Source organism: Azospirillum sp. B510 (genome assembly GCF_000010725.1).
Lineage (GTDB): Bacteria > Pseudomonadota > Alphaproteobacteria > Azospirillales > Azospirillaceae > Azospirillum > Azospirillum lipoferum_B.
The window spans coordinates 1232011-1254943 of record NC_013855.1; the positions used below are offsets into that span (position 1 = coordinate 1232011).

The 22933-nt window shown below is 68.3% G+C and carries 19 protein-coding genes; 10 read left to right on the forward strand and 9 right to left on the reverse strand.

Annotated features, from left to right (window positions below; genetic code table 11):
- The first annotated feature begins 112 nt into the window (after positions 1-112).
- The 8 genes from glnT (at position 113) to folD (ending at position 8989) form a co-directional block, all read left to right on the forward strand.
- A complete protein-coding gene (gene glnT, locus AZL_RS20410; RefSeq protein ID WP_012976362.1) occupies positions 113-1414 on the forward strand; it encodes a type III glutamate--ammonia ligase in 1302 nt (433 codons plus the stop codon).
- Between the two features lie 65 nt (positions 1415-1479).
- The gene (locus AZL_RS20415; RefSeq protein ID WP_012976363.1) at positions 1480-2730 is read left to right on the forward strand and encodes a sarcosine oxidase subunit beta family protein; all 1251 of its coding nucleotides are present in this window, start codon (positions 1480-1482) and stop codon (positions 2728-2730) included.
- Between the two features lies 1 nt (position 2731).
- Positions 2732-3028: a sarcosine oxidase subunit delta gene (locus AZL_RS20420; RefSeq protein ID WP_012976364.1), complete on the forward strand. Its 297-nt coding sequence runs from the start codon at positions 2732-2734 to the stop codon at positions 3026-3028.
- On the forward strand, positions 3025-6018 hold the full coding sequence (locus AZL_RS20425) for a sarcosine oxidase subunit alpha family protein (RefSeq protein WP_012976365.1): 2994 nt from the start codon (positions 3025-3027) through the stop codon (positions 6016-6018). The genes AZL_RS20420 and AZL_RS20425 overlap by 4 nt, the downstream gene beginning before the upstream one ends.
- A complete protein-coding gene (locus AZL_RS20430) occupies positions 6011-6622 on the forward strand; it encodes a sarcosine oxidase subunit gamma (protein ID WP_012976366.1) in 612 nt (203 codons plus the stop codon). The genes AZL_RS20425 and AZL_RS20430 overlap by 8 nt, the downstream gene beginning before the upstream one ends.
- Before the next feature lie 110 nt (positions 6623-6732).
- Positions 6733-7596, forward strand: a complete 864-nt coding sequence (purU, locus tag AZL_RS20435) for a formyltetrahydrofolate deformylase (RefSeq protein WP_012976367.1) — start codon at positions 6733-6735, stop codon at positions 7594-7596.
- Positions 7597-7637: 41 nt separating this feature from the next.
- The gene (gene folB, locus AZL_RS20440; RefSeq protein WP_158305999.1) at positions 7638-8063 is read left to right on the forward strand and encodes a dihydroneopterin aldolase; all 426 of its coding nucleotides are present in this window, start codon (positions 7638-7640) and stop codon (positions 8061-8063) included.
- Positions 8064-8092: 29 nt separating this feature from the next.
- On the forward strand, positions 8093-8989 hold the full coding sequence (folD, locus tag AZL_RS20445; protein WP_012976369.1) for a bifunctional methylenetetrahydrofolate dehydrogenase/methenyltetrahydrofolate cyclohydrolase FolD: 897 nt from the start codon (positions 8093-8095) through the stop codon (positions 8987-8989).
- Between the two features lie 138 nt (positions 8990-9127).
- Here the strand turns inward: folD and AZL_RS20450 are convergent, their stop codons facing one another.
- The 6 genes from AZL_RS20450 to AZL_RS20475 form a co-directional block, all read right to left on the reverse strand.
- A complete protein-coding gene (locus tag AZL_RS20450; protein ID WP_012976370.1) occupies positions 9128-10882 on the reverse strand; it encodes a thiamine pyrophosphate-binding protein in 1755 nt (584 codons plus the stop codon).
- Positions 10883-10933: 51 nt separating this feature from the next.
- On the reverse strand, positions 10934-12199 hold the full coding sequence (locus tag AZL_RS20455) for an NAD(P)/FAD-dependent oxidoreductase (protein WP_012976371.1): 1266 nt from the start codon (positions 12197-12199) through the stop codon (positions 10934-10936).
- Between the two features lie 170 nt (positions 12200-12369).
- Complete coding sequence (locus AZL_RS20460) at positions 12370-13146, reverse strand: amino acid ABC transporter ATP-binding protein (protein ID WP_012976372.1); 777 nt, start codon at positions 13144-13146, stop codon at positions 12370-12372.
- A 33-nt stretch (positions 13147-13179) separates the two neighbouring features.
- On the reverse strand, positions 13180-13839 hold the full coding sequence (locus AZL_RS20465) for an amino acid ABC transporter permease (protein WP_012976373.1): 660 nt from the start codon (positions 13837-13839) through the stop codon (positions 13180-13182).
- 48 nt (positions 13840-13887) lie between these two features.
- Positions 13888-14601, reverse strand: coding sequence for an aspartate/glutamate racemase family protein (locus AZL_RS20470; RefSeq protein ID WP_012976374.1), 714 nt, complete (start codon positions 14599-14601; stop codon positions 13888-13890).
- A gap of 26 nt (positions 14602-14627) precedes the next feature.
- Positions 14628-15491: a transporter substrate-binding domain-containing protein gene (locus AZL_RS20475; RefSeq protein ID WP_012976375.1), complete on the reverse strand. Its 864-nt coding sequence runs from the start codon at positions 15489-15491 to the stop codon at positions 14628-14630.
- 215 nt (positions 15492-15706) lie between these two features.
- Here AZL_RS20475 and AZL_RS20480 point away from each other — a divergent pair, with 215 nt between their 5' ends.
- The gene (locus tag AZL_RS20480; protein WP_012976376.1) at positions 15707-16621 is read left to right on the forward strand and encodes a LysR substrate-binding domain-containing protein; all 915 of its coding nucleotides are present in this window, start codon (positions 15707-15709) and stop codon (positions 16619-16621) included.
- A gap of 104 nt (positions 16622-16725) precedes the next feature.
- On the opposite strand, the gene AZL_RS37680 is transcribed toward AZL_RS20480, so the two are convergent.
- The gene (locus AZL_RS37680) at positions 16726-16986 is read right to left on the reverse strand and encodes an RNA 3'-terminal phosphate cyclase (protein ID WP_012976377.1); all 261 of its coding nucleotides are present in this window, start codon (positions 16984-16986) and stop codon (positions 16726-16728) included.
- A gap of 301 nt (positions 16987-17287) precedes the next feature.
- Between AZL_RS37680 and AZL_RS20490 the strand changes: the two genes are divergently transcribed.
- Positions 17288-18349 carry a helix-turn-helix domain-containing protein gene (locus tag AZL_RS20490; protein ID WP_012976378.1) on the forward strand — a complete coding sequence of 354 codons (1062 nt, stop codon included), beginning with the start codon at positions 17288-17290 and terminating at the stop codon, positions 18347-18349.
- Between the two features lie 16 nt (positions 18350-18365).
- On the opposite strand, the gene AZL_RS20495 is transcribed toward AZL_RS20490, so the two are convergent.
- Together AZL_RS20495 and AZL_RS33545 are read right to left on the reverse strand one after the other, a co-directional pair.
- Positions 18366-19760 carry a TolC family outer membrane protein gene (locus tag AZL_RS20495; RefSeq protein WP_012976379.1) on the reverse strand — a complete coding sequence of 465 codons (1395 nt, stop codon included), beginning with the start codon at positions 19758-19760 and terminating at the stop codon, positions 18366-18368.
- Positions 19757-22717: a DUF4135 domain-containing protein gene (locus AZL_RS33545; RefSeq protein WP_052293716.1), complete on the reverse strand. Its 2961-nt coding sequence runs from the start codon at positions 22715-22717 to the stop codon at positions 19757-19759. The genes AZL_RS20495 and AZL_RS33545 overlap by 4 nt, the downstream gene beginning before the upstream one ends.
- Positions 22718-22933: the final 216 nt, after the last annotated feature.

The following is a 22933-nucleotide window of genomic DNA, read 5'->3' on the forward strand; positions in this document are numbered from 1 at the left end:
CCGTCCAACGAGGCGGCGTCCGGGCGGACGTCCCCAAAAGACCAAAAAAACGCGACCATAAGAAAAAAGCCACCAGACCAAAACCGGCTTTTACCCAGAACAGGGGTTTCCGATGGCCATCGACCTCCAGCAGGCCGCCAAAGAGCGCGGCATCAAATTCTTTCTGGTGTCCTACACCGACCTGTTCGGTGCCCAGCGCGCCAAGCTGGTTCCCGCCGCCGCCATCGCCGAAATGGTGGAGAATGGCGCTGGTTTCGCCGGCTTCGCGACATGGCTCGACCTGTCGCCCGCCGATTCCGACCTGCTCGCCATGCCCGATCCCGACAGCATGATCCAGCTTCCATGGAAGCCGGAGGTCGCCTGGGTCGCCGCCGATCTGTGGATGGACGGCCAGCCGGTCGAACAGGGGCCGCGCAACACGCTGAAGCGGATGATCGCGGCGGCGGCCGAGCAGGGCTTCCAGTTGAAGACCGGCGTCGAATGCGAATTCTTCCTGACCACCCCCGACGGCAAGGGCATCGCCGACAGCGCCGACACCGCGACCAAGCCCTGCTACGACCAGCAGGCGTTGATGCGCCGCTTCGACGTGGTCGCCGAGATCTCCGACGCCATGTCGGCACTGGGCTGGAAGCCCTACCAGAGCGACCATGAGGACGCGATCGGTCAGTTCGAGATGAACTGGGAGTATGACGACGTGCTGGTCACCGCCGACCGCCACGCCTTCTTCAAATACATGGCCCGCGCCATCGCCGAGAAGCATGGCCTGCGCGCCACCTTCATGCCCAAGCCCTTCATCAACCTGACCGGCAGCGGCTGCCACATGCACCTGTCGCTGTGGCGCGACGGCGTCAACCTGTTCCGCGATCCGACGGGCGCGCTGGGAATGTCGGCCATCGGCTACCACTTCATCGCCGGCCTGCTGGCGGAGGCGACGGCGCTCTGCGCCCTCACCAACCCGACGGTCAATTCCTACAAGCGGATCAACGCGCCGGTCACGGTGTCGGGGTCGACCTGGTCGCCCAACACGGTCACCTACACCGGCAACAACCGCACCCACATGATCCGCATCCCCAACGGCAACCGTTTCGAATTCCGCCTGCCCGACGGTGCCGCCAACCCCTACCTGATGCCGGCCGCCGTGCTCGCCGCCGGGCTGGACGGCATCGCGCGCAAGGCCGATCCGGGACCGCGCCTCGACATCAACATGTACACCGAGGGCTACAAGGTCACCGATGGCCGGAAGCTGCCGCTGAACCTGCTGGACGCGCTGCGCGTCCTCGACCGCTCCGACGTGCTGCGCGCGCGGCTGGGCGACGCGGTGATCGCCGCCTTCCTGAAGCTGAAGGAAGGCGAGTGGAACGCCTACGCCCGCCACCTGACCCAGTGGGAGCGGGACAACACCCTGGATTGCTGATCCGGGCCCTGCCGATCCAGGGATAACCGATCCGCCCCTTCCTCCTTCGACTACCGAGCGGAGCCATGCGCTACTCGTTCCTCTCATTGCTCGCCAACGCCGTCACCGGCCAGAAACTCTGGTCGGCGGCCTGGCGCGACGCCAAACCGAAGCCGGCCTACGACGCGGTCATCGTCGGCGGCGGCGGCCATGGGCTGGCGACCGCCTATTACCTCGCCAAGAAGCATGGCGTCCGCAACGTGGCGGTGGTGGAGAAGGGCTGGATCGGATCGGGCAATGCCGGCCGCAACACCACCATCATCCGCTCCAATTACGGCCTCCCCGGCAACATCCCCTTCTATGAATGGTCGATGAAGCTGTGGGAAGGGCTGGAGCGGGAGCTGAACTACAACGCGATGGTCAGCCAGCGCGGCATCCTGAACCTCTACCATTCCGATCCCCAGCGCGACGCCTATGCCCGGCGCGGCAACGCCATGCGTCTGCACGGGGTTGACGCCGAGTTGCTGGACCGGGAGCAGGTGCGGGAGATGCTGCCCTTCCTTGATTTCGACAACGCCCGCTTCCCCATCCAGGGTGGGCTGCTGCACCGGCGCGGCGGCACGGCCCGGCATGACGGCGTGGTCTGGGGCTACGCCCGCGCCGCCGACCGGCTGGGCGTGGACATCGTCCAGAACTGCGAAGTCACCGGCTTCATCCGCGACGGCGACCGCATCGCCGGGGTGGAGACCACGCTGGGTCCCATCCGCGCCGGCAAGGTCGGGCTGGCCGTCGCCGGCAACAGCTCCCGCCTCGCCGCCATGGCCGGGCTGCGGCTGCCGATCGAATCCCACGTCCTGCAAGCCTTCGTGTCGGAGGGCATCAAGCCGCTGATCCCCGGCGTGATCACCTTCGGCGCCGGGCATTTCTACGTCAGCCAGTCGGACAAGGGCGGGCTGGTCTTCGGCGGCGACATCGACGGCTACAACTCCTACGCCCAGCGCGGCAATTTGCCGGTGGTGGAGGATGTGTGCGAGGGGGGCATGGCGCTGATGCCGCTGATCGGCCGGCTGCGGCTGCTGCGCGGCTGGGGCGGCATCATGGACATGTCGATGGACGGCAGCCCGATCATCGACCGCAGCCCCCTGCCCGGCCTCTACCTCAACACCGGCTGGTGCTATGGCGGGTTCAAGGCGACCCCGGCGTCGGGCTGGTGCTTCGCCCACGCCATCGCGAAGGACGAGCCGCATCCGGCCGCCGCCGCCTACCGCCTCGACCGGTTCGCCACCGGCCATCTGATCAACGAGAAGGGGGTCGGCGCCCAGCCGAATCTGCACTGACATGCGCATTCCCTGCCCCTATTGCGGTCCCCGCGACGCCCACGAATTCACCTATCTCGGCGACGCCACGGTCACCCGCCCCGACCCGGCGGCGCCCGACGCGGCGGCGGCCTTCCACGCCTATGCGCATCTGCGCGACAACCCCGCCGGCCCACACGAGGAGCTGTGGTACCACGGCGGCGGCTGCCGCGGCTGGCTGCGGGTGACGCGCGACACCCTGACCCACGCCATCACCGGCGCGCGCTTCGCCGCCGATTCCAGCGTTTCCGCCCCCAGCGTCGCCAAGGATCCGTCATGAGCGGCCCCCTTTCCCCCACGGCACCGCCGCGCCTGTCCGGCGGCGGGCTGATCGACCGCGCCCGCCCGCTGTCCTTCACCTTCGACGGCCGCGAGCATACCGGCTTCGCCGGCGACACGCTGGCCTCGGCCCTGCTGGCCAACGGGGTGACGCTGGTCGGGCGGTCCTTCAAGTACCACCGGCCGCGTGGCATCCTGACCGCCGGCTCTGAGGAGCCGAACGCCCTGGTCGAGCTGCGCAGCGGCGCCCGGCGCGAGCCGAACAGCCGCGCCACCATGGTGGAGCTGTACGACCGCCTGACCGCCGCCAGCCAGAACCGCTGGCCGTCGCTGGAGCATGACCTGTTGTCGGTCAACCGGCTGGCCGCCCCGCTGTTCGGCGCCGGCTTCTACTACAAGACCTTCATGTGGCCGGCGGCGTTCTGGGAAAAGCTCTACGAGCCGATGATCCGGCGCGCCGCCGGGCTGGGCCGCGCCGCCGACGCCGCCGATCCCGACCAGTATGAGAAGGCCACCGCCCATTGCGACCTGCTGGTCATCGGCGCCGGTCCGGCCGGGCTGATGGCGGCGCTGACCGCCGCGCGGGCCGGGGCTCGCGTCATCCTCGCCGACGAGGATTTCCGCCTGGGCGGCCGGCTGCTGGCCGAGGCGTGCGAGGTCGGCGGGACCGGCGGCATCCACTGGGCCGCCGCCGCCGTGACCGAGCTGGCGAGCTTCCCCGACGTCACGCTGATGCCGCGCACCACCGTGTTCGGCGTCTATGACGGCGGCACCTATGGCGCGGTGGAGCGGGTATCCGACCATCTGGCCGAACCGCCGCCCCATGCGCCGCGCCAGCGCCTGTGGCGCATCGTCGCCCACCGCGCCGTGCTGGCCGCCGGGGCCATCGAACGTCCCATCGTTTTCGGCGGCAACGACCGGCCCGGCGTGATGATGGCCGGGGCGGTGCGCGCCTACGCCAACCGCTTCGCCGCCGCCGCCGGCCGCGCCGTCGCCGTCTTCGCCAACAATGACGGCGCCTGGAGCGCCGCACGGGATCTGCTCCGCGCCGGGGTGCGGGTTGAGGCGGTGATTGATGTCCGCGACAGCGTGGATCCGGCGCTGACCGCCCCGCTGCACGCCGCCGGCGCCCGCGTCCTCCTCGGCTCCCGCGTGGTGGAGACCGCCGGCAAGCGGCTGAAATCCATCGAGGTGATGACCGGCTCCAAGCGGACCACGCTCGCCGTCGACACGCTGGCGATGTCGGGCGGCTGGTCGCCGAATGTCTCCCTGACCTGCCACATGGGCAACCGCCCGGTGTGGAACGAGGCCCTCGTCGCCTTCGTGCCCGGCGCGGCCCTGCCGCCCGGCCTGCGGGTGGCCGGCGCCGCCGCCGGCCACTACGGCCTCGCCGCCTGCCTGAGGGACGGCGCGGAATGCGCCGCCGCCGCGCTTGGCGACCTCGGCTTCGCGGTGCCTACCCCCGCCCTGCCGCAGGCGGACGACGAGCCGGCGCGCGTCACCGCCTTCTGGCATGTCGCGGAGTCCAAGGGCGCCGCCTTCGTCGATCAGCAGAACGACGTCACCGCCAAGGACATCGCCATCGCCCACCGCGAGGGCTTCCGCGCGGTCGAGCATCTGAAGCGCTACACCACCCTGGGCATGGCGACCGACCAGGGCAAGACCGCCAACGTCAACGGGCTGGCGATCATGGCGGCGCTGACCGGCAAGGGCATCCCCGAGACCGGCACGACGATGTTCCGACCGCCCTACACCCCGGTGGCGATCGGCGCCTTCGCCGGCCATCATCGCGGCAAGGACTTCCGCCCGACCCGCCTGACGCCGACCCACGCCTGGGCGACCGAGCGGGGCGCCGTCTTCGTCGAGACCGGCCCCTGGCTGCGCGCGCAATATTACCCCCGCCCCGGCGAGCGCGACTGGCTGGAGACCGTCAACCGCGAGGTGACCGCCGTGCGCACCGGCGTCGGGCTGTGCGACGTCTCCACCCTGGGCAAGATCGACATCCAGGGGCCGGACGCCGGCACGCTGCTCGACCGCCTCTATATCAACGCCTGGTCGACGCTGGGCGTCGGCAAGGCACGCTACGGCGTCATGCTGCGCGAGGACGGCATGGTGATGGACGACGGCACCACCGCGCGTCTCGGTCCGAACCATTTCGTCATGACCACCACCACCGCCAACGCGGTGAAGGTCTTCCAACATCTGGAACACGCGCTCCAGGTGCTGTGGCCGGATCTCGACGCCCAGATCGCCTCCGTCTCCGACCAGTGGGCGCAGATCGCGGTTGCCGGGCCGAAGTCGCGCGACACGCTGGCCCGCATCGTCGACGCGCCGTTCGACCTGTCCAACGACTCCTTTCCCTTCATGGCGGCGGGCGAGCTGACGGTGCTGGGCGGCCTGCGCGCCCGCCTGTTCCGCATCTCCTTCTCCGGCGAATTGGCCTATGAGCTCGCCGTCCCCGCCGGCCAGGGCGACCGGCTGGTCCGCGCCCTGATGGAGGCGGGGGCCGACTTCGGCATCACCCCCTACGGCACCGAGACGCTGGGCGTGCTGCGCATCGAGAAGGGCCACGCCGCCGGCAACGAGCTGAACGGCCAGACCACGGCGCGCGACCTCGGCCTCGGCCGCATGATGTCGACCAAGAAGGACTTCATCGGCCGGGTGATGAGCGACCGGCCGGGCCTGACCGATCCGGCGCGCCCGGTCCTGGTCGGCTTCCGCCCGCTCGACCGCGCCCAGCAGCTGCGGGCCGGCGCCCATCTCATCCCGGTGGGCGCGGTGGCGGAGGCGGCCAACGACCAGGGATACCTCACCTCCGTCGCGTGGTCGCCGACGCTCGGCCATTCCATCGGCCTCGGTTTCCTCGCCAACGGCCAGAGCCGCCTCGGCGAGCGGGTGCGCGCCGTCGACCTGCTGCGCGGCGCCGACATCGAGGTCGAGATCTGCAACCCCGTCTTCGTCGATCCGCAAGGGGAGAAGCTCCGTGTCTGACACCCTGCTGAAACCCGGCCGCCATGGCGCCGCCCATGGCACCGCCACCGGCCCGGCGGGCGTGACCGTCGCGCCGGCCGCCCCCAGTGCCCTCGCCACGCTGGTCGCCGGCCGCCACCGGGCCGACGCGCTTGCCGACGCGCTGGACCGCCGCTTCGGTGTGCGCCCGCCGCTGCGGCCAGGCCACGCCACCGGCGCCGGCATCGGTTTCATCGGCGTCGGGCCGGGGCGCTGGCTGGTTCTGGGCGACGGCGCCGATGGCGCCGCCTTCGAGGCCATGCTGCGCGAGGCGGCGGCCGGTCTCGGCGCGGTGAGCGACCAGAGCGACGCCTTCCTGCTGTTCGACCTGTCCGGCCCGCAGGTGCGCCGGGCGCTGGCCAAGGGAGTGGCGGTGGACCTGCACCCCGGCGTCTTCCGCATCGGCGACGCCGCGACCACGCCGGTCGGCCATATCGGCGCCAGCTTCTGGCGGATTGACGACATTGGCGACGCACCCGTCTACCGGTTCGCCGTGGCACGCAGCTATGCCGCCAGCTTCATCGACTGGCTTCTGGCGAGCGCCGCCGAATATGGCGTCGAGGTGATGGCCGCCGGCCGAGATTGACCGGCAGCGCGGCCAGCACCTTCCTCCACCACGGAACCCCAATCCAACGACCGGCGTGCCCCCGCGGCGAAGACCGCGGCCGGCCCCCCATGCCTTCAGGAATCCCCAGCATGCCCGTCACCCAAGCCGTCCTGACCCTGTCCTGCCCCAACCAGCCGGGGATCGTCGCCCGCGTCTCGACCTACCTGTTCGAGCAAGGGTGCAACATCGGCGAGGCGCACCAGTATGACGATGTCGAAACCGGCCGTTTCTTCATGCGCCTGGTCTTCAATCAGGTGAACGAGACCTGCCTGTTTCCGGCCATCCGCGAGGGCTTCGCCGCCATCGCCGCGACCTATGGCATGGACTGGACCATGCGCCCGGCCGGCGAGCACCGCCGCGTCATGCTGCTGGTGTCGAAGTTCGACCATTGCCTCGCCGACCTGCTCTATCGCCGGCGCATCGGCGAGATCCCGATGGACATCACCGCCATCGTCTCCAACCACCCGCGCGAGACCTATGCCGACCATGATTTCGGCGACATCCCCTTCCATCATCTGCCGGTCACCAAGGACAGCAAGCTCGAACAGGAAGCGCAGATCTGGCGGCTGGTGCGGGAAACCGGGACCGAGCTGATCGTGCTCGCCCGCTACATGCAGGTTCTGTCCGACGATCTGTCGGCCAAGCTGGCGGGCCACTGCATCAACATCCACCATTCCTTCCTGCCCGGTTTCAAGGGCGCCAAGCCCTATCACCAGGCGCACAAGCGGGGCGTGAAGCTGATCGGCGCCACGGCGCACTATGTCACCGCCGACCTCGACGAAGGCCCGATCATCGAACAGGATGTGGAGCGCATCAGCCACCATGATTCCGCCGAGGATCTGGTGCGCAAGGGCCGTGACATCGAACGCCGCGTCCTCGCCCGCGCCATCGCCTGGCATCTCCAGGACCGGGTGATTCCCAACGGCCACAAGACCGTGGTCTTCCGCGACTGACCGGCGGAGCCAAATCCATGCACCACCGCCCACTCCGCGCCTTGACCAGCGACAACGGACATTGCGCCAGCCTGTTCATCCGCGGGCTCGTCATCGAAGCGGAGATCGGCGCTTGGCCGCAGGAGCGAGGTCGGCGCCAACCAATTCGTTTGGACCTCGACCTGACGGTCGCCGACCGGGGCGACGCAAGCGATGATCTTGCGCAGGTCGTCTGCTACGCGGCGGTGGCCGACAGGGTGCGGACGGTGGTTGCGCGTGGCCATATCAACCTTGTGGAGCGTTTGGCACACGAGATTGCCGGGGATCTGCTGTTGGACACCCGTATCCTGGCCGTCCGCATCCGCATCGAGAAACCCCAAGCCATCGCCAATGCCGATGCCGCCGGGATAGTGGTCCGCCGGTCGCGCAGCCGGGCCCCCGCAGCGGCGTCGCGGCGAACCGGCTTTCCCATAGACGCCCAACCGTAAAAGCGATGGGGATCACCATGCGCATGTCCATGGCACCGACCGTGTCGGAACCTGAAACCACGATCATCGACGGCAAAGCCTTCGCAGCGTCCCTTACCGAAGCCATCGCCGCTGAGGTGGCCGGTCTGAGCGCCGCCGGCAAACGGGCACCGGGCCTCGCCGTCGTCCTGGTCGGCGAAGATCCCGCCAGCCAAGTCTACGTCCGCAACAAGGGCCGGCAGACCATTGCCGCAGGCATGCGGTCCTTCGAGCACCGGTTGCCTGCCGACACCGCGGAGACCGACCTCATCGCGCTGGTCAGGCGGCTGAATGCCGATCCGGCGGTTGATGGCATCCTCGTGCAGTTGCCCCTGCCTGCCCACATAAATACGAATGCCGTCATCGACGCCATCGATCCGGCCAAGGATGTCGACGGCTTCCACGTCGTCAACGCCGGCCGCCTCGCCGCCGGACTTGACGCACTGGTGCCATGCACACCGCTGGGCTGCCTGCTGATGCTGAAGCACGTCCTCGGCGACCTGTCCGGTCTGCGAGCCGTGGTGGTGGGCCGTTCGAACATCGTCGGCAAGCCTATGGCACAGCTTCTCCTGCAGGAGAACTGCACGGTCACAATCGCCCATTCCCACACTCGCGACCTCGCCGAGGAATGCCGGCAGGCCGACATCCTGATCGCCGCGGTTGGCCGTCCTGGCTTGATCAAGGGCGACTGGATCAAACCGGGCGCCACCGTGATCGATGTCGGCATCAACCGCGCCGCGGGTCCGGACGGCACGTCGCGTCTGGTCGGAGACGTCGACTATGATGCCGCACTGGGCGTGGCAGGCCACATCACGCCGGTTCCAGGCGGCGTCGGCCCTATGACCATCGCCTGCCTGCTGCGCAACACCCTCACTGCCGCCAAGGCCCGGCCCGACTCCGGCTTCTGAGTGCGGAGAGGAACGCCAGCGTAAGCAACCCGCCCTGGTTCGACATCGGCGGCTTGGGCGAAGAACGCGGGCGCCCAAGACTGGTACCGGTGCTGACCCGTGCCACGGGACAGCGCCGGAACAGGACATCATGAATGGTCAGGCGTACCGGACCTCCTCGCTTTCGACCGCGAGCGGATCCCGGCCGCGCTTGGACAGCCAGGAATAGACCGGCGGCACCCGATCGGCGATGGATTCGACATGGATGTCGATCAGGCAGGGGCCGCTGTCGTAGGCGAAGGCTTCCGCCAGCGCCTTGTCCAATTCCACCGATGTCCGGGCCGTCCACGCCCTGACCCCGAAGGCTTCGGCGATGGCCTGACCTTGCGGCGGCATGAAATCCACGCTGAAGCACTGGTTGTGGCCGCGCAGCCGGTGAAGCCCCTTGATCCAGCCGAAGGTGCCATTGTTGAACAGCAGAAGGATCGCCGGCACCTGCAACCTGACCAGCGTTTCCAGCTCGCCCACCGCCATGCCGAAGGAACCGTCGCCGAACATGCCGATGGGACGGCGCTCCTTGTCGGCGAACCAGGCACCGACCGTGGCCGGCAGTGCGGAGCCGAGGCCGCCGAAGGCGCGCGGAATCGCGAAGCGGGTGCGGCGGTCCTTCAGTTTCAGGAAGCGGGTCATGTAAGGGGTCGGCGTTCCGGCATCGGAATAGATGTGCGCCGGTTTGCCATGGGCCTCCAGCGCCTCGTTGAAGCAGCGCACCACCCGCTCCGGCCGCAAGGGAAGGGAGTCCGAATTCAGCAGCGGTTCGGCGTTGCGCCAGAACTCCGCGCGCAGCCCGTTCAGTTCATCGACCCAGGGCTGGGTCTTGCCGCGATCGTGGTCGGCCGGGGCAAGGTCGATCAGCTGCGCCAGCGTCAGCTTGGCGTCGCCCGGCACCGACAGGACATTCTCGTAATTGTTCGCCATGATCTCCGGATCGATGTCGATCTGGGCGACGCGCTTGTTCAGCGTGATCTTCGGGAAAGTCCAGCCGATGGTCACCACCGATCCCATCTTCGAGCCGACGAACAGCACGAAGTCGGCATGCTCCAGCGCCCAGTTGGCATGAGGATGGAAGCCGTTGTCGCCAATCACCCCGACCGCCAGACGATGATCGTCCGGCATGGTGCCCTGGCCGGTCATGGTGGTGCAGACCGGAATGTTCAACCGCTCGGCCAGCGCCGTCACCTCCGGCCCGGCGCAGGACCGGTTCACCCCGCCACCCGAGACGATCAGCGGCCGCTCGCTGGCCGACAACAGCGCCATCAGCCGGTGCAGCGTGTCCGGAGTCGGCAGTGTCGGGAAGGCCGGGAAGCTGGCGCACTCTTCTTCGACATGTAAGGACACGCGGGCCGGATCGACCTCGGCGCGCAGCATGTCCTCCGGGATTTGCAGATGGACGGCGCCCGGCTTGCCGGAACAGGCGACACGGAAGGCCCGCCTGAGGATTTCCGGCAGCTTCTCGGCCGATTTCACCTGCACCGACATCTTGGTGATCGGCTCGAACAGGCGGGCGCAGTCAAGTTCGGTCAGGACGCCGCGCCCCTCTCCCGGCAGGGGAATGTCGATGGTCAGCAGGATCACCGGCACGGACGAGGCGTTGGATTCCGCGACGGGCGGCAGGGAATACATGGCGCCGGCGCCCGACGGGCATTCGAACACCGCCGGCTTGCTGGTGAAGCGCCCATAGGCGTCGGCCATGTATCCGGCGGACCGCTCGTCACGCGCCATGACATGGCGGATCCGCCCTTCGCGCTCTTGCAGCGCCTCGTAGAACGGCACGTTGGTGTCGCCCGGAACGCCGAACACGACATCGACCCCATAGGCGATCAGCATCTCCACCAGGATATCCGCGCCACGCATCGTGATCTTCTCCTTGGAAGCGAAATCTATCTTGAGGGGTGAGGGCGGGACCTAGGTCCGGCCAAAGGCGAAACGGCTGGCGGCAAACGGAGCCACATCGCGGACCGGACTGGCGCCGGCGATCAGATCGGCGACGATGCGGCCGGTGATCGGCCCGCTGGCGAAGCCGACATGGCCATGGCCGAAGGCATGGATGATGTCGGAGGAACGCGACGCCGGACCGATCACCGGCAGGCCGTCCGGCGTCGAGGGGCGATGTCCCATCCAGCGATCGCGCACCGCCTCCGCCCCGCCCGGCAGTCCCGGATAGGTCCTCTTGGCATGGTCGACCAGGATGTCGGCGCGCCTCCAGTTGGGCGGGGCGTCGATGGACGCCAGTTCGACCTGCCCCGACAGACGCAATCCATCGGCGGTCGGCGTGTTCGCCATCCGGCCGTCGCTGGGCATCACCGGATGGAGAGGGCCGGCCGACCCGTCCTCCACGACGGCATGATAGCCGCGCTCGGCCTCCAGCGGGACAGGGTCGCCGGCCGCAACGGCCAGCGCCTTGGATCGGATGCCCGATGCGATCACCGCCCGATCGCAGGGAATGGGGCCGCCATCGGTCTCCACCGCCGCCAGCCGGCTGCCATCGAAGGCGAAACCGGTGGCACGGGCAGGCACCAGCCGGGCGCCCAACGCCACCGCATGCGCGACGATCGCCGACACGTAGCGCCCCGGATCGCGGCAATGCGCGCCCTCCTCCACCAGCACGCCGAAGCGGTAGACGTCGGACAAGCCGGGTTCACGGGCTTCCAACCCCGCACGGTCGAGTTCGCGCCATTTCAAGCCGGTCATGCGCCGCAGTCGCCAGGACAGCGCCTCCGCCTCGAACGCCCGCCGGTCGGGATAGGCGTAAAGCAGCCCGTCCTGCCGGATCAACTCGCCGCACCCCACCTCGCTGGAAAGCGCCAGATGCCGGCCGGGGCTGTCGGCCAGGATCGACGCCAGCGCCGCCGCCGTCCGTTCGACCCGGCCGACGGTGGCACCCGCCATCATGAAGCGGAACAGCCAGGGGGCCAGCCGCGGCAGATGACCCCAGCGGATGACCAGCGGCCCCTGCGGATCGAACAGATATCCGGGCACCTGCCGCCACAGACCGGGCATCGACATCGGCACCACCGAGGCCGGGCTGATCCAGCAGCCGTGACCATAGCTGGCCGATTGCCTTCCGCCTGGGGTAGCCGGTTCGAGGATCGTCACCCGATGACCATCACGGACGAGTTCCAGCGCGCAACTGGCGCCGACGATCCCCGCCCCTGAGACAACTACGTGCATTGCCGCCCTTTCGCGCCTCCTCCGAGGCAGGTCTTGAGACAATTCGATGGTGCGCGCGACCGATCACCGGGCATGGGACGCCCTTCACCGCAGCCCGTGAACGAGCCGGAGCCGGATGGTCGCGATGAAGAGAAAGCGGGCCGCTCAGCCCGACGGGAGGGGAACCGCCATCAGGACGGCCCCAGCCCGTTGTGGAAATGGCTGAGGAACGCCTGTGTCGCCGGCTGGGACGGGGTCTCGATCACCTGCCGGGCGGGGCCTTCCTCGATGACGCAGCCGTCGCGCATGAACACCACGCGGTCGGCGACATCGCGGGCGAAGGCCATCTCGTGCGTCACCAGCAGCATGGTCATGCCCTCCGCGGCGAGCGAGCGGATGACGGCCAGCACCTCGCCCACCAGTTCAGGGTCGAGCGCCGAGGTCGCCTCGTCGAACAGCATCACCTCCGGCTTCATCGCCAAGGCGCGGGCGATGGCGACCCGCTGCCGTTGCCCGCCCGACAGCGTGTCGGGACGGGCCGTGGCCTTGTCGGCCAGCCCGACCTTGGCGAGCAGTCCATGGGCGATGGTCCGTGCTTCGGCCTTGGGCATGCGCAGGACCTTCACCGGGCCCGCCATCACATTCTCCTCCACGCTCATGTGCGGGAAGAGGTTGAAGGTCTGGAAGACCATCCCGGTCCTGGCGCGGAAAGCCGACAGTTCACGGTCGCCCGGCAACCGGTGCCCGCGGGTGAAATCCAGGGCCTGTTCGCCGACCCGGATGAAGCCCTGATCCGGCACCGTCAGCAAATTGACGCTGCGCAACAGGGTGGATTTCCCCGATCCGCTCGGCCCGATCAGCGCCACGACGCTGCCCCTGGCGACGCTGAGCGTGATGTCCTTCAGCACCTCGACCTTACCGAAGGATTTGCGAACCCCCACAAGCTCGATCATTTTCTGGGCGGACATGTCTTCTTCACTCCCGCAACAGGTGGCGTGCCGTCAGTGGCTCATCCGCGCTTCCAGCCGGTGGGCGAAGCGGGTCAGCGGGAACAGGATGATGAAATAGATGACGGCGATCATGGTGTAGGTCTCCAGCGGCCGGTAGCTTGCCGACGTGATCAACTGCCCCTGATAGAGCAGGTCCGGCACCGCCAGAACCGACAGCAGCGAGGTGTTCTTCAACTGGAGCACCGTCTGGTTGACCAGTGGCGGCACCATGCGCCGGAAGGCTTGCGGCAGGATCACCCCGCCCATCAGCTGGTGCCGGCGCATGCCCAGCGCCCGGCCGGCATCCCATTGCCCCATATCGACGGAGATGATGCCGCCCCGGATGATCTCGCCGAAGAACGAGGCGCCGTAGAGCGTCAGCGTGATGAAGGCGGCGACCGACGGGCTCAGTTCGATACCGGTCAGGATCGGCAGCGCATAATAGACCCAGACCAGCTGTACGAGAACAGGGGTGCAGCGGAAGATCTCGATGACGCCGGTCACCACCGCCGTGGCGATGCGCATGTTCGACAGCCGGGCCAGCGCGATCATGCATCCCACCACCAGTCCGGACGCCGCCGTGCCGATGGTGAAGGCAAGCGTATAAAGGACGCCGACCCCGATCAGACCCTTGTATTGCAGCAGGAAACCGAAATCCCATTGATACTGCATCTATCGATCCCGTGTGTGAGGTCCGGCCGGAATTCCGCCGTTCCGAAGTCAGCCCGCCGGGATTCCGGCATGCAGCCAGCGGCCGAGCGTCAGGACATCGAAGACCGGAAGCCCGAAGCGGGCGGCGATCGCGGCCGAGAAAGGCGGCAGGTTGGTGCATTCCAGCAGGATGGCGCCGATGGCCGGCTCCCGCCGCACCAACGCCTCCACCGCCGCCATCAGTTCCGCCTCCAGGCGCGGCCGGTCGTAAGGCTCGTTCTTCTCGATCAGCCGATGGAAGGCGCCACCCCGGGGCAGGCCGGCGACGGGCGGCAGGCCCGACGACTCCGTCACGCCGGCCTCGTGGAAATGGGCGGGCGTCAGCGAGCCGGCGTCATAGGTGACGACGCCGATCTTCCGGCCGGCCGGCAGCATGGCGGCGATCTGCGGCAGTTGCAGCAGGCTCGATGTGGCCAGCGGCCGCGACAGCCGGGCTGCGAGCGGGCGCTGGCGCAGCACCAGAAAGCCGCAGGAGGTCAGAAGCGCTCCCGCTCCCTGGCGGATCAGCTCCTCGCCCGCCGCGACGAAGGCATCCATCAGCCCGCCCTCGCGTCCATCGACCACATCGCGCGGCAATGCGCCGGAGACCGTCCGATAGAGAACGGGAAAGGGCCAGCTGCCGGCATTGCCGACATCGCCGACCGGCCGCTCGAAAGCGGTGTCGAGCATGATGATGCCAAGCGGTCGGGCCATTCCCTGATCTCCTCGCCGAAAGCCGCCCACAGGGGGCGGGAAGGCCGCAGCCGCCGTCAGAACTGGAGTTCGGACGGGATGTCCTCCTTGCGCACCCCGACCAGTTCCAGGCTGGAGGTGATCCAGTCGGTGACCACGCCGGAGGAGCGGTTGTATTCCAGCCAATTGTCCACGAAGGTGCGGAAACGCGGGCTGTCCTCGGCCCGCACGCCGGCGCAGGTCGGCTGGCGGATGGCCGGGCCGGGGATGACGATCTTCCCGACATTCGGGTTCTTCTTGACCGTCACCAGCGACAGCATGGCGACCTGGATGACCAGATCGGCGCGGCCGGTCTGGACGGCCAGCGTGGCCTCGTCCGGGGTCTTCAGGGCGACCAGCGTCGCCTTCGGCAGAACGCGGCGGGCGAACAGGTCATGGGTGGACCCGATGTCCACCGCGACGCGGATGTCCGGCTTGTTCAGCTCCTCCCAGCTTTTCGGTTCCAACCCCTTCTTGGTGATGATGGTGAAGGTGTTCTGCATGATCGGCCGCGTGAACTCCACCACCAGCGCCCGCGACGGCGTGGGGCTGAGGCCGAACATGATGTCGATCTTGTTGGCTTGCAGATCCAGGACGGCGTTGCCCCAGGTGGTCTCGCTGATCTCCAGTTCCGCCTCCAGCGACTTGGCCAGATCGCGCGCCATGCTCATGCAGAAGCCGGACCATTCGCCGGTGGCGATGTCCTTGTGATAATAGGGCTCCGTCCCGACGATGCCGGCGACGCGCAGCTTCTTCGTGCCGCGGACCCGGTCGAAGGTCGATCCGGCGGCCGGCTGTTGGGCCAGGGCCGGCGTGGAAAGCGCCAGTGTGCCCGCCCCCAGCGTGGCCGCTCCGGCGGCGGCAATCCCGACAAGTCCGGCGAACTCCCGTCTGCTGACCATCTCGATCCCCTGTCCGTTCAATATTGCCGGAATCCATTCAACCAGAGGCGGCAGCCGGGCAGCGGACTGGCTTTCTTTCCGCAGTCCTGGCCATCTTCCATCGGGCGGGACGTTCCGTTGATAAGACTATTTGATGACGCAGAACGCACGCTGGAAAAAACATTGAAAAATAGGTCTATCATGATTTTTATTCATGCTCTGGCAGGCGGGCGACCATGCGGCGATATCTTCCCTCCCTTTCGGCACTGCACGCTTTCGAAGCGGCGGCGCGGTTCATGAACTTCACCAAGGCGGCCGAGGATCTTGGTCTGACCCAGAGCGGAATCAGCCGGCAGATACGGAATCTCGAGGATTTTCTTGGTGTTACCCTATTCCACCGATCCGGCCCCCGCCTGGTTCTGACGGAGGTCGGCGCCACTTATTACCGCGATCTGGCACTGGCGCTCGACAAGCTCCAGGAAATCTCGATCGACGCCGTGCGTGGGCGCAGCATAGAGTCCTCGTTGATGATTGGAACCCACCACACGCTTGCCTCGCGCTGGCTCCCGGCGCGGCTGGGCTCCTTCATTGCCGCCCACCCCGATATACCGATCGAGGTCTCGCCGGCACCGCCGACCACGGATTTCGACACGACGCGGCTCGACATCACCATCCTGCGCGGTGCCGGCACCTGGCTGCACACCCGATCCATCGAGCTGTTCGAGGAAAAGCTGGTGGTCGTCGCCTCACCCACCCTGATCGCGGCGGGTGAAAGGCTGGATCCGCTGGATTTCGCCAAATTCCCGATGCTCCAGAACGCCAGCCGCCCCAGCCTGTGGCTGCACTGGCTGCGCGTGGCCGGGCTGGACTATAATGGACGGATCCAAGGCAACCGCTTCGCCCACAACGACATGCTGATCAACGCAGCCGTCCACGGCATCGGCATTGCCGTAATCCCGGTTTGCTACATCGAGCGGGAAGTGGCGCGAGGCGAGTTGCACATGCCCTTTGGCGAGCCTATCCGCTCCGGCGACTCCTATTATGCGGTCTATCCGGAGCGCAAGGCCCACCAGCCCAACGTCATTCTGTTCCGCGATTGGCTGATCCGTCAAACCCGCAGATATGAGCCGATCACCAGAGCGGATGATTGAGCCTCCCACGATCCAGCCGATCGTGTCCCGAGGCGTGGTGGCTTGACCGTAGTGAAACGGCCACCGCCGGACAAGGCCATGGGCACCAGCAATTGGTCGGCCGGTTAGGGGCCGGCGAAGGCGCCTGAGGCCAGGTAGCCCGCCATACGCGTCGCCGCCCGGCCGCCGACCTGCTCGGCCGGCACGCCCATGCGCCCGAGCAGCGGCAACAGGCTGCGGTCCAGGAAGTCGAACGGCGGCGCGTGCGGATTGTCGGTGCCGCCGTCCAGAACCAGACGCGACGGGCCGTCGGCCAGCAACAGGGCAAGGGCGGTGCGCAGCACCTGCCCGCCGCCCTCACCTTCCACGCCATCGATCTCGATCACCTTCGTTCTCCTTGGGTGCTACGTGAAGGGGGGCTATCCACCCCGACCGCCGCCGGAATCACCGCGCCCTTGGTGGGAATCAGCGAACCCGGCTTCAATGTCGGACCCTGCGTGCTCGCCGAGGCCGTTCAGCTCATCAGCCAGCGGCTCGAACTTCCAGGACGCATAGCGTCGGCGGTGATGCCCGTAACCATCATCTCGCGCCTGCCGGCCAACTTTGCAACAGAGCTGTTGCAGTCGCCGAGGTGTGGATACTACATTCCAAAGGATATAGCCCTTCTTTTCGGATTACGGTCTGGCTATGGACGGTCATCACCTTACAGAACAATCTGCCTTGGGTCAGACGCTAAACTCACTGAAATTCGACAGCGCGGCCCTGGCGCCGGAACAGGCGTTTTTCCGTTGGCGGGAAGAACTGTCGGTGGTCTTCGACACAACCGTCGATAACTATGATTTCGAGCGGCGTTTCCGCGGCAGCCTGGAGACCTTTCATCTCGGCGGCTTGCTGTTGACGAAAACGGTGTCGGGTCGGCAGAGGTTCACCCGCACCCACCGCACCATCGCCCGCAGCGGCATCGACCATTTTCTGATCCAGGCGCATGCCAAAGGCGGCTTTCGCGGCGCGGCCGACGAGCGTGAGTTCGAGATCGGCGCCGGCGACATCTGCATTTTCGACCTGTCGAGGCCGTGCGCGACCCTGTCGACCGAGTTCAGCAACGTTACCTTCTGCCTTCCGCGCTCGGCGTTGGAACCGCTGGTCGAGGATCCCGAGGCGTTGCATGGTCTGGTGCTGCCGGCGCAGTCGGCCGCCGGGATTCTGCTGACCGATCACCTGCTTTCCTTGTTCCGCGCCGCGGGCCGATTGCGGGCGGACGAGGCGATGGCGGTCGGCGGCCGGTCGATGGCCTTTGTCGCCGGTTGCCTTCAGGATGCCGCGTCCCGCAGCGGCGAGCGGCGGAAGGTTCGGGCGGCTCTATCCATCCAGGTTCGCCGGTTTATCGAGCAGCAATTGCACGACCCGGAGCTTGGGCCGGAAATCATCGTCGCCGCGCTGGGCGTGTCGCGCGCGACCTTGTTCCGCATGTACGAAGCGGCGGGCGGCGTGGCCTCGTACATCCGCAAGCGTCGGCTGGTCAGGAGCCTGGCCGACTTGCGGGCGCCGCTGGAAGCGGAGCGGATCGCCGACATCGCCCTCAAATGGGGGTTCCGGTCGGAAGGGTCCTACAGCCGGGCCTTCCGTGCCGTATACGGACTTTCGCCCAGCGAGTTCCGCGCCGGGGTCAATGGTCCCGCCTTCGCGTCGTTTCAGGACGTTGAGGATCTCAGGCTGGGGCATTGGGTCCGCAACCTCGCCCTGCCGTGACCGATCAGGATCGGGATCACTCCACCGACAATCCGAACAACCGCCACCGCGTGCGCGTGTACTCGCCTTCGACGTCGTAATAGGCGATCGGAAGTTCCAGCGAGCGGGCGGTCAGGCTGCCGACGGCCGCCAGGACCTCATAGCTGGTGGTGACCAGCGCCCCTTCGGTCCGGGCCAGCGACACCTGCGATTCGATCAGATCGCGTTGCGCGGTGAGCAGTTCGGGGATGGTGCTGAAGCCGGCGTCCACCTGGCGGCGGAGCTGGTTCACCGCCACCGTGGCGGCGGCGACCTGGGCGCGCACCGCCTTCAGCGCGACGGCGGCGGAGCGGTGGCGGTTGTAGGCGTCCACCGCGGTGCGGATCGCCTGGCTCCGCGCGGCGTCCAGGTCCATGCGCGCCTGCCCGGCCCGATACTTGGCGGCGCGCACCTGGGATTCGGCGATGCCGCTCTGGTACAGGGGAATGGTCAGGCGCATGCCGATGCTGGCGTTGCGCTGGTGGCCTGCGGACGGGAAGCCGTCCAGCGTGTAGCGCTGCTCGTCCCAGCGCACGGTCCCCTCCAGCGACAGGCGGGGCAACAATCCGCCGGTTCGCACGTCCACCTCGTCCGCCGCCGCTTCAAGGCCGAAGGCGGCGGCAATCACCGGAGGGCTGGACCGCCACGCCAGATCCTCCACCGCGTCCAATCCGGGCGGCAGGTTGACCGCCGGTCCAGCGGGGCGGAGCCGGTCGGGCCGGGTTCCGACGACCTGGCGATAGAGGGCCTCGGCGTTGTCGCGATCGGCCTCGGCGGCGGCCAGCTCGGCATCGGCCTGGGCGGCCCGCGCCTCGGCCTGGGAAACGTCGGCCAGCGTGCGGTCACCGAGATTGAGCTGGCGGCGCGCCAGATCGATCAGTTGGCCAAGCGCGTTTCGGTAGCCGCGCCGGACCTCGACGATCTGGCGGTTGGCCAGCGCCGTCACATGAGCTTCCGCGGCTTGCTGGAGAACCCGCTGTTCGGTGGAGACGAGAAGTGCCCGCTGCTGGCGGATACGGTTCTCGGCTTGCCGCAACTGCGCGAACTCGGCGCCGCCCCGGGTGATCGGCTGGGTGAACCCCACCTGAGCCCCGCGGGAAGCCTGGCCATAGCGCAGCGTCGCGCTGCCCTGCGGCTGGGTCACCTGGCGCAGGGTCGCGTCGCCGCTGGCGCTGACGTCGGGAAGCCACGAACCCAACGCTTGCGGATGCAGTTCGTTGGTGGCGCGCAGCGTCTGCACGGCGGCCTTCAACTCGGGATTCGTGCGATACGCCTCAGTCAGCGTCTCCTGAATGGTGGTCGCCGGAGCCGGGGCGGCGCACAGCCAGAGCGCCAATGCGCAAGCGCCCGCAGCGATCGCGCCGGAATGGCGCGCGAACCGCGTGTCGATCATCGATGGTCCCTCGGGTTGGCCGGCGCAAAGGCAAAGGCGGACCCGAAAAGCGGGTCGGGCATGCCGCCGGGCACGTGGCGCAGGAGGCGGAGCGCGATTCCGGCGCGACCATGGCAGAGCCCCGCCGGCGCCCCGCCCTGGATATCGTGACGGAACAGGCGCAGCCCATCGGCCATGGCGCGGGCCGCCAGATCGGCGTCGATAGCGGCGGCCCTGGCGGAGAGATCGGGTCGCGCCATGGATGCGCCGACGATTTCCAGAATCGCCGCGGCTCCGGCCCGGCCATGGAGAACCGGATCGGCCAGCGTATCCACCGCGACCAGTCCGGCCAGAGCGGCCTCCTCCGGCGGCGAGACGGGAAGACCGGCATCGACCGCCATGGCGCGCACCGCCAATGCGCCGCCGCCGCGGTCCCAGCGGGCGAGGACATCCGCCGCCGGCGCGGCCTTCAGCGCGCGTATGGCCAGATCGCCCCAGACCGCTTCGCCCGTCCGCTTCAAAAGGGCCAGGGCTGCCAGCGCCACCCCCGCCGGCCCGTCCGGCACGCCTGCCGAGGCGCGGCCACGCGCGGTCGCAAGCGCGGCGAGCCCGACGGGCGTGGCGCGGGCGTCCAGGACCTGCCCGGCTCCGATCGCCGCCTCCAGCCAGCCGCGACCGGGCAGCGCGTCTTCCAGCATCGACAGGCCAAGCACCGCGCCGGCCAGCCCGTCGCGCGCCGCGAGAGCGTCGTAGTCCGCGAGCGCCCTGTCGCCGAGAAGACGCCGCGCCAAACGCTCCGCCGCGTCCGTCGCTTCGGGCCAGGCGATGAGGGCGCCCGCCCGCGCCAGCCCGCCGGCGATCCCGGCGACGCCGCTGATCAATCCGGGATCGTGCCGCACCTTGCGGTAGCGTTCCGCCGCGGCGGGAAGGTCCAGGCCGGCGATGATCGGACGCAGCGCCGCCCGACACCGATCCGCCCAGGGATGGCCAGCGTCGAGCGGATGGAGCGCCGCGAACAGCAGCGCCGTTCCCATCCCGCCATATCCCAGCGAGGAATCGTGTCCGCGGGGCAGGAACAGATCGTGCTCCGCCCAATGAAACAGGCTGGTCCAGACCATGCCGTCGTCGCTCTTGAAGAAGACGTCCGCCTCGGTGCGACGGGCGAGCATGACGGCCGCAGCGACGCGGGCGTCCGCCGGCGCTTGGTCCGCCTGTGCTTCGTCCGTCTGGGGCACCGGAAGCGGCGGCAGCGCGTCCGCCGTCGCCGCCACCCGCGCCTGAAGGGCCAGCACAAGGATCCGCTCCTGCCGGGCGACGGCCGATTCCGTCATGCGTTGCAGGCGGGTGCGGGCGCGTTCCAGCGCCGTCGCCGCGACCGGCACCTCACCCAGCGGCCCGGTGTGATCGAAAAGCGTCCGGCCATCCGCCAGAATTTGAAAGCGCGGCACGTCCAGCGCCTCGAGCGCGCGCTTCTCGGCGTCCACCAGCCCGGCATGCGCCGGACGCTCCACGCTGAGGCACAGCGCGCGGGCCACCTTCTCCAGCACGATGTCGCGATCGGCGGCGTCGCCGGTGGCGTCGACCATCAGCGACCGCCGCAGGAGCTGCGCATAGAGCTGAGTGTTGCGGAACAGAAAGCGCAGCGGCGCGTCCGACAGCGCGGCCAGCGGTCCATCCGGGGCCAGCAGCTCTGCGCGGCGGTCGAGCATGGTGCGGCAGCCGGCCAGGAATCCATCGGCGATGGCGCGGGCATGCCGGGCGAGAATCGGTTCGATGCGTCCGGCCGTGGGACGGTGCAGGCGGGCGGCGGCGGGGTCGCGGGGGTCGCTGATGCCGCCCATGTCGATGGGCATCCTCCCCGCCGTCATCCAGCTCGGCAGCAAACCCGTGCGCAGCACGCCGAACGCCAGCGCCCCCAGCGCCTCATTGATCTTCTCCTCCGCCGCCAGCGCGTCGGGTCCGCCGAGGAGCGGGGTCAGCGCGGTCTCCAGGTCGATGGGCACCGGCCAGCCGCCCTGGGCGATGATGTTCTCGTAATGCAGGTCGTTGATGTCGATGGCGTAGCACAGCGCCAGCAGCCGCCCGCAGCGGCGGTAGAACGCGCCTTCCTCCTCGGAATCCGCGGCCGGACGGTGGGCGATGAAGGCGCACCAGCCATGGGTCCCGCGGTTCAGGGCGCGGGGCACGCGCAGGTCGAAGCCGCGGTCGCGCGCCGCCAACCACTCCACCAGCGCCGCGACCGCGACGTCCACCGCCAGCGAGCGCGGCTTGTAGACCAGCCGGCGCCCATCCGCGAAGGTGATCGCCAGAACCCGGCGGCAGCCGTCGTGGGGGTCGGCGTTGTCGTCGGACACCGCCGTCACCGGGCCGGGATCCCGGCCCTCGAACAGGGTGGCGACGATCGAGGGCCGGTCGGCCGCCAGCCGATCCAGCGTCTCCGCCGTGGCGGTGGTCCAGCGCTCCAGAAACTCGACCAGAAGCCGCGCCAGGACCGGGCAGCGCCGGAACAGCACGCCGAACCCGTCCGGTCCCGGCGGCGGCTGAACGCTCTGGGCGGAGGGACGCAACAGGCTGTCGATGCCGGCCGCCGCTTGCCGTCTCAAGCAGGCGACGGCGTCCGCGGCAAGACCGGCTACGGCGCTCTGCGCCTCGATCCGACGGCAGGCGTGGGCGGCCAAACGCTCGACGATCTCTGACGGAGTCTCCGCGGCGAGCACGCCCGAATCGTCCAGGAGAGCCAGGAACCGATGCACCCAGTCCGGAAGCGGCGCGCCCTCGACGAGACGGACGGGGGCCAGTCGGGCGGCTTGGATCTCGACGTCGATGCCGCGCCAGCCCGTTACCGTGCGGAACACGCCCTCGTTGCCCTTGGCGACCGCGTCGCGCCAAAGCGCCAGCCGATCCGGCGCGCCGACCACGTCTTCCGCGCGCCAGCAGGGATCGCCCCGTTCGTCCGGACGGCTTGCCCGGGCGGCCATGATACGAAGATCTCCATCCGAGAAAATGGATGGAGATGCCAAATTTTCAGTAATTATCCGCCCAGACATTCTCTTCCCTTCAATCAAAAATCATAAATATTATTTGTTTTGATTTCATCAATATTTTGTGTTATCGCTGAATTCATGATATTTTGTTTCCTGGAGTGGACATGAGAGGGTTTTTTATATGTGGGCCTGATGTAGCGTCTTCTCAGC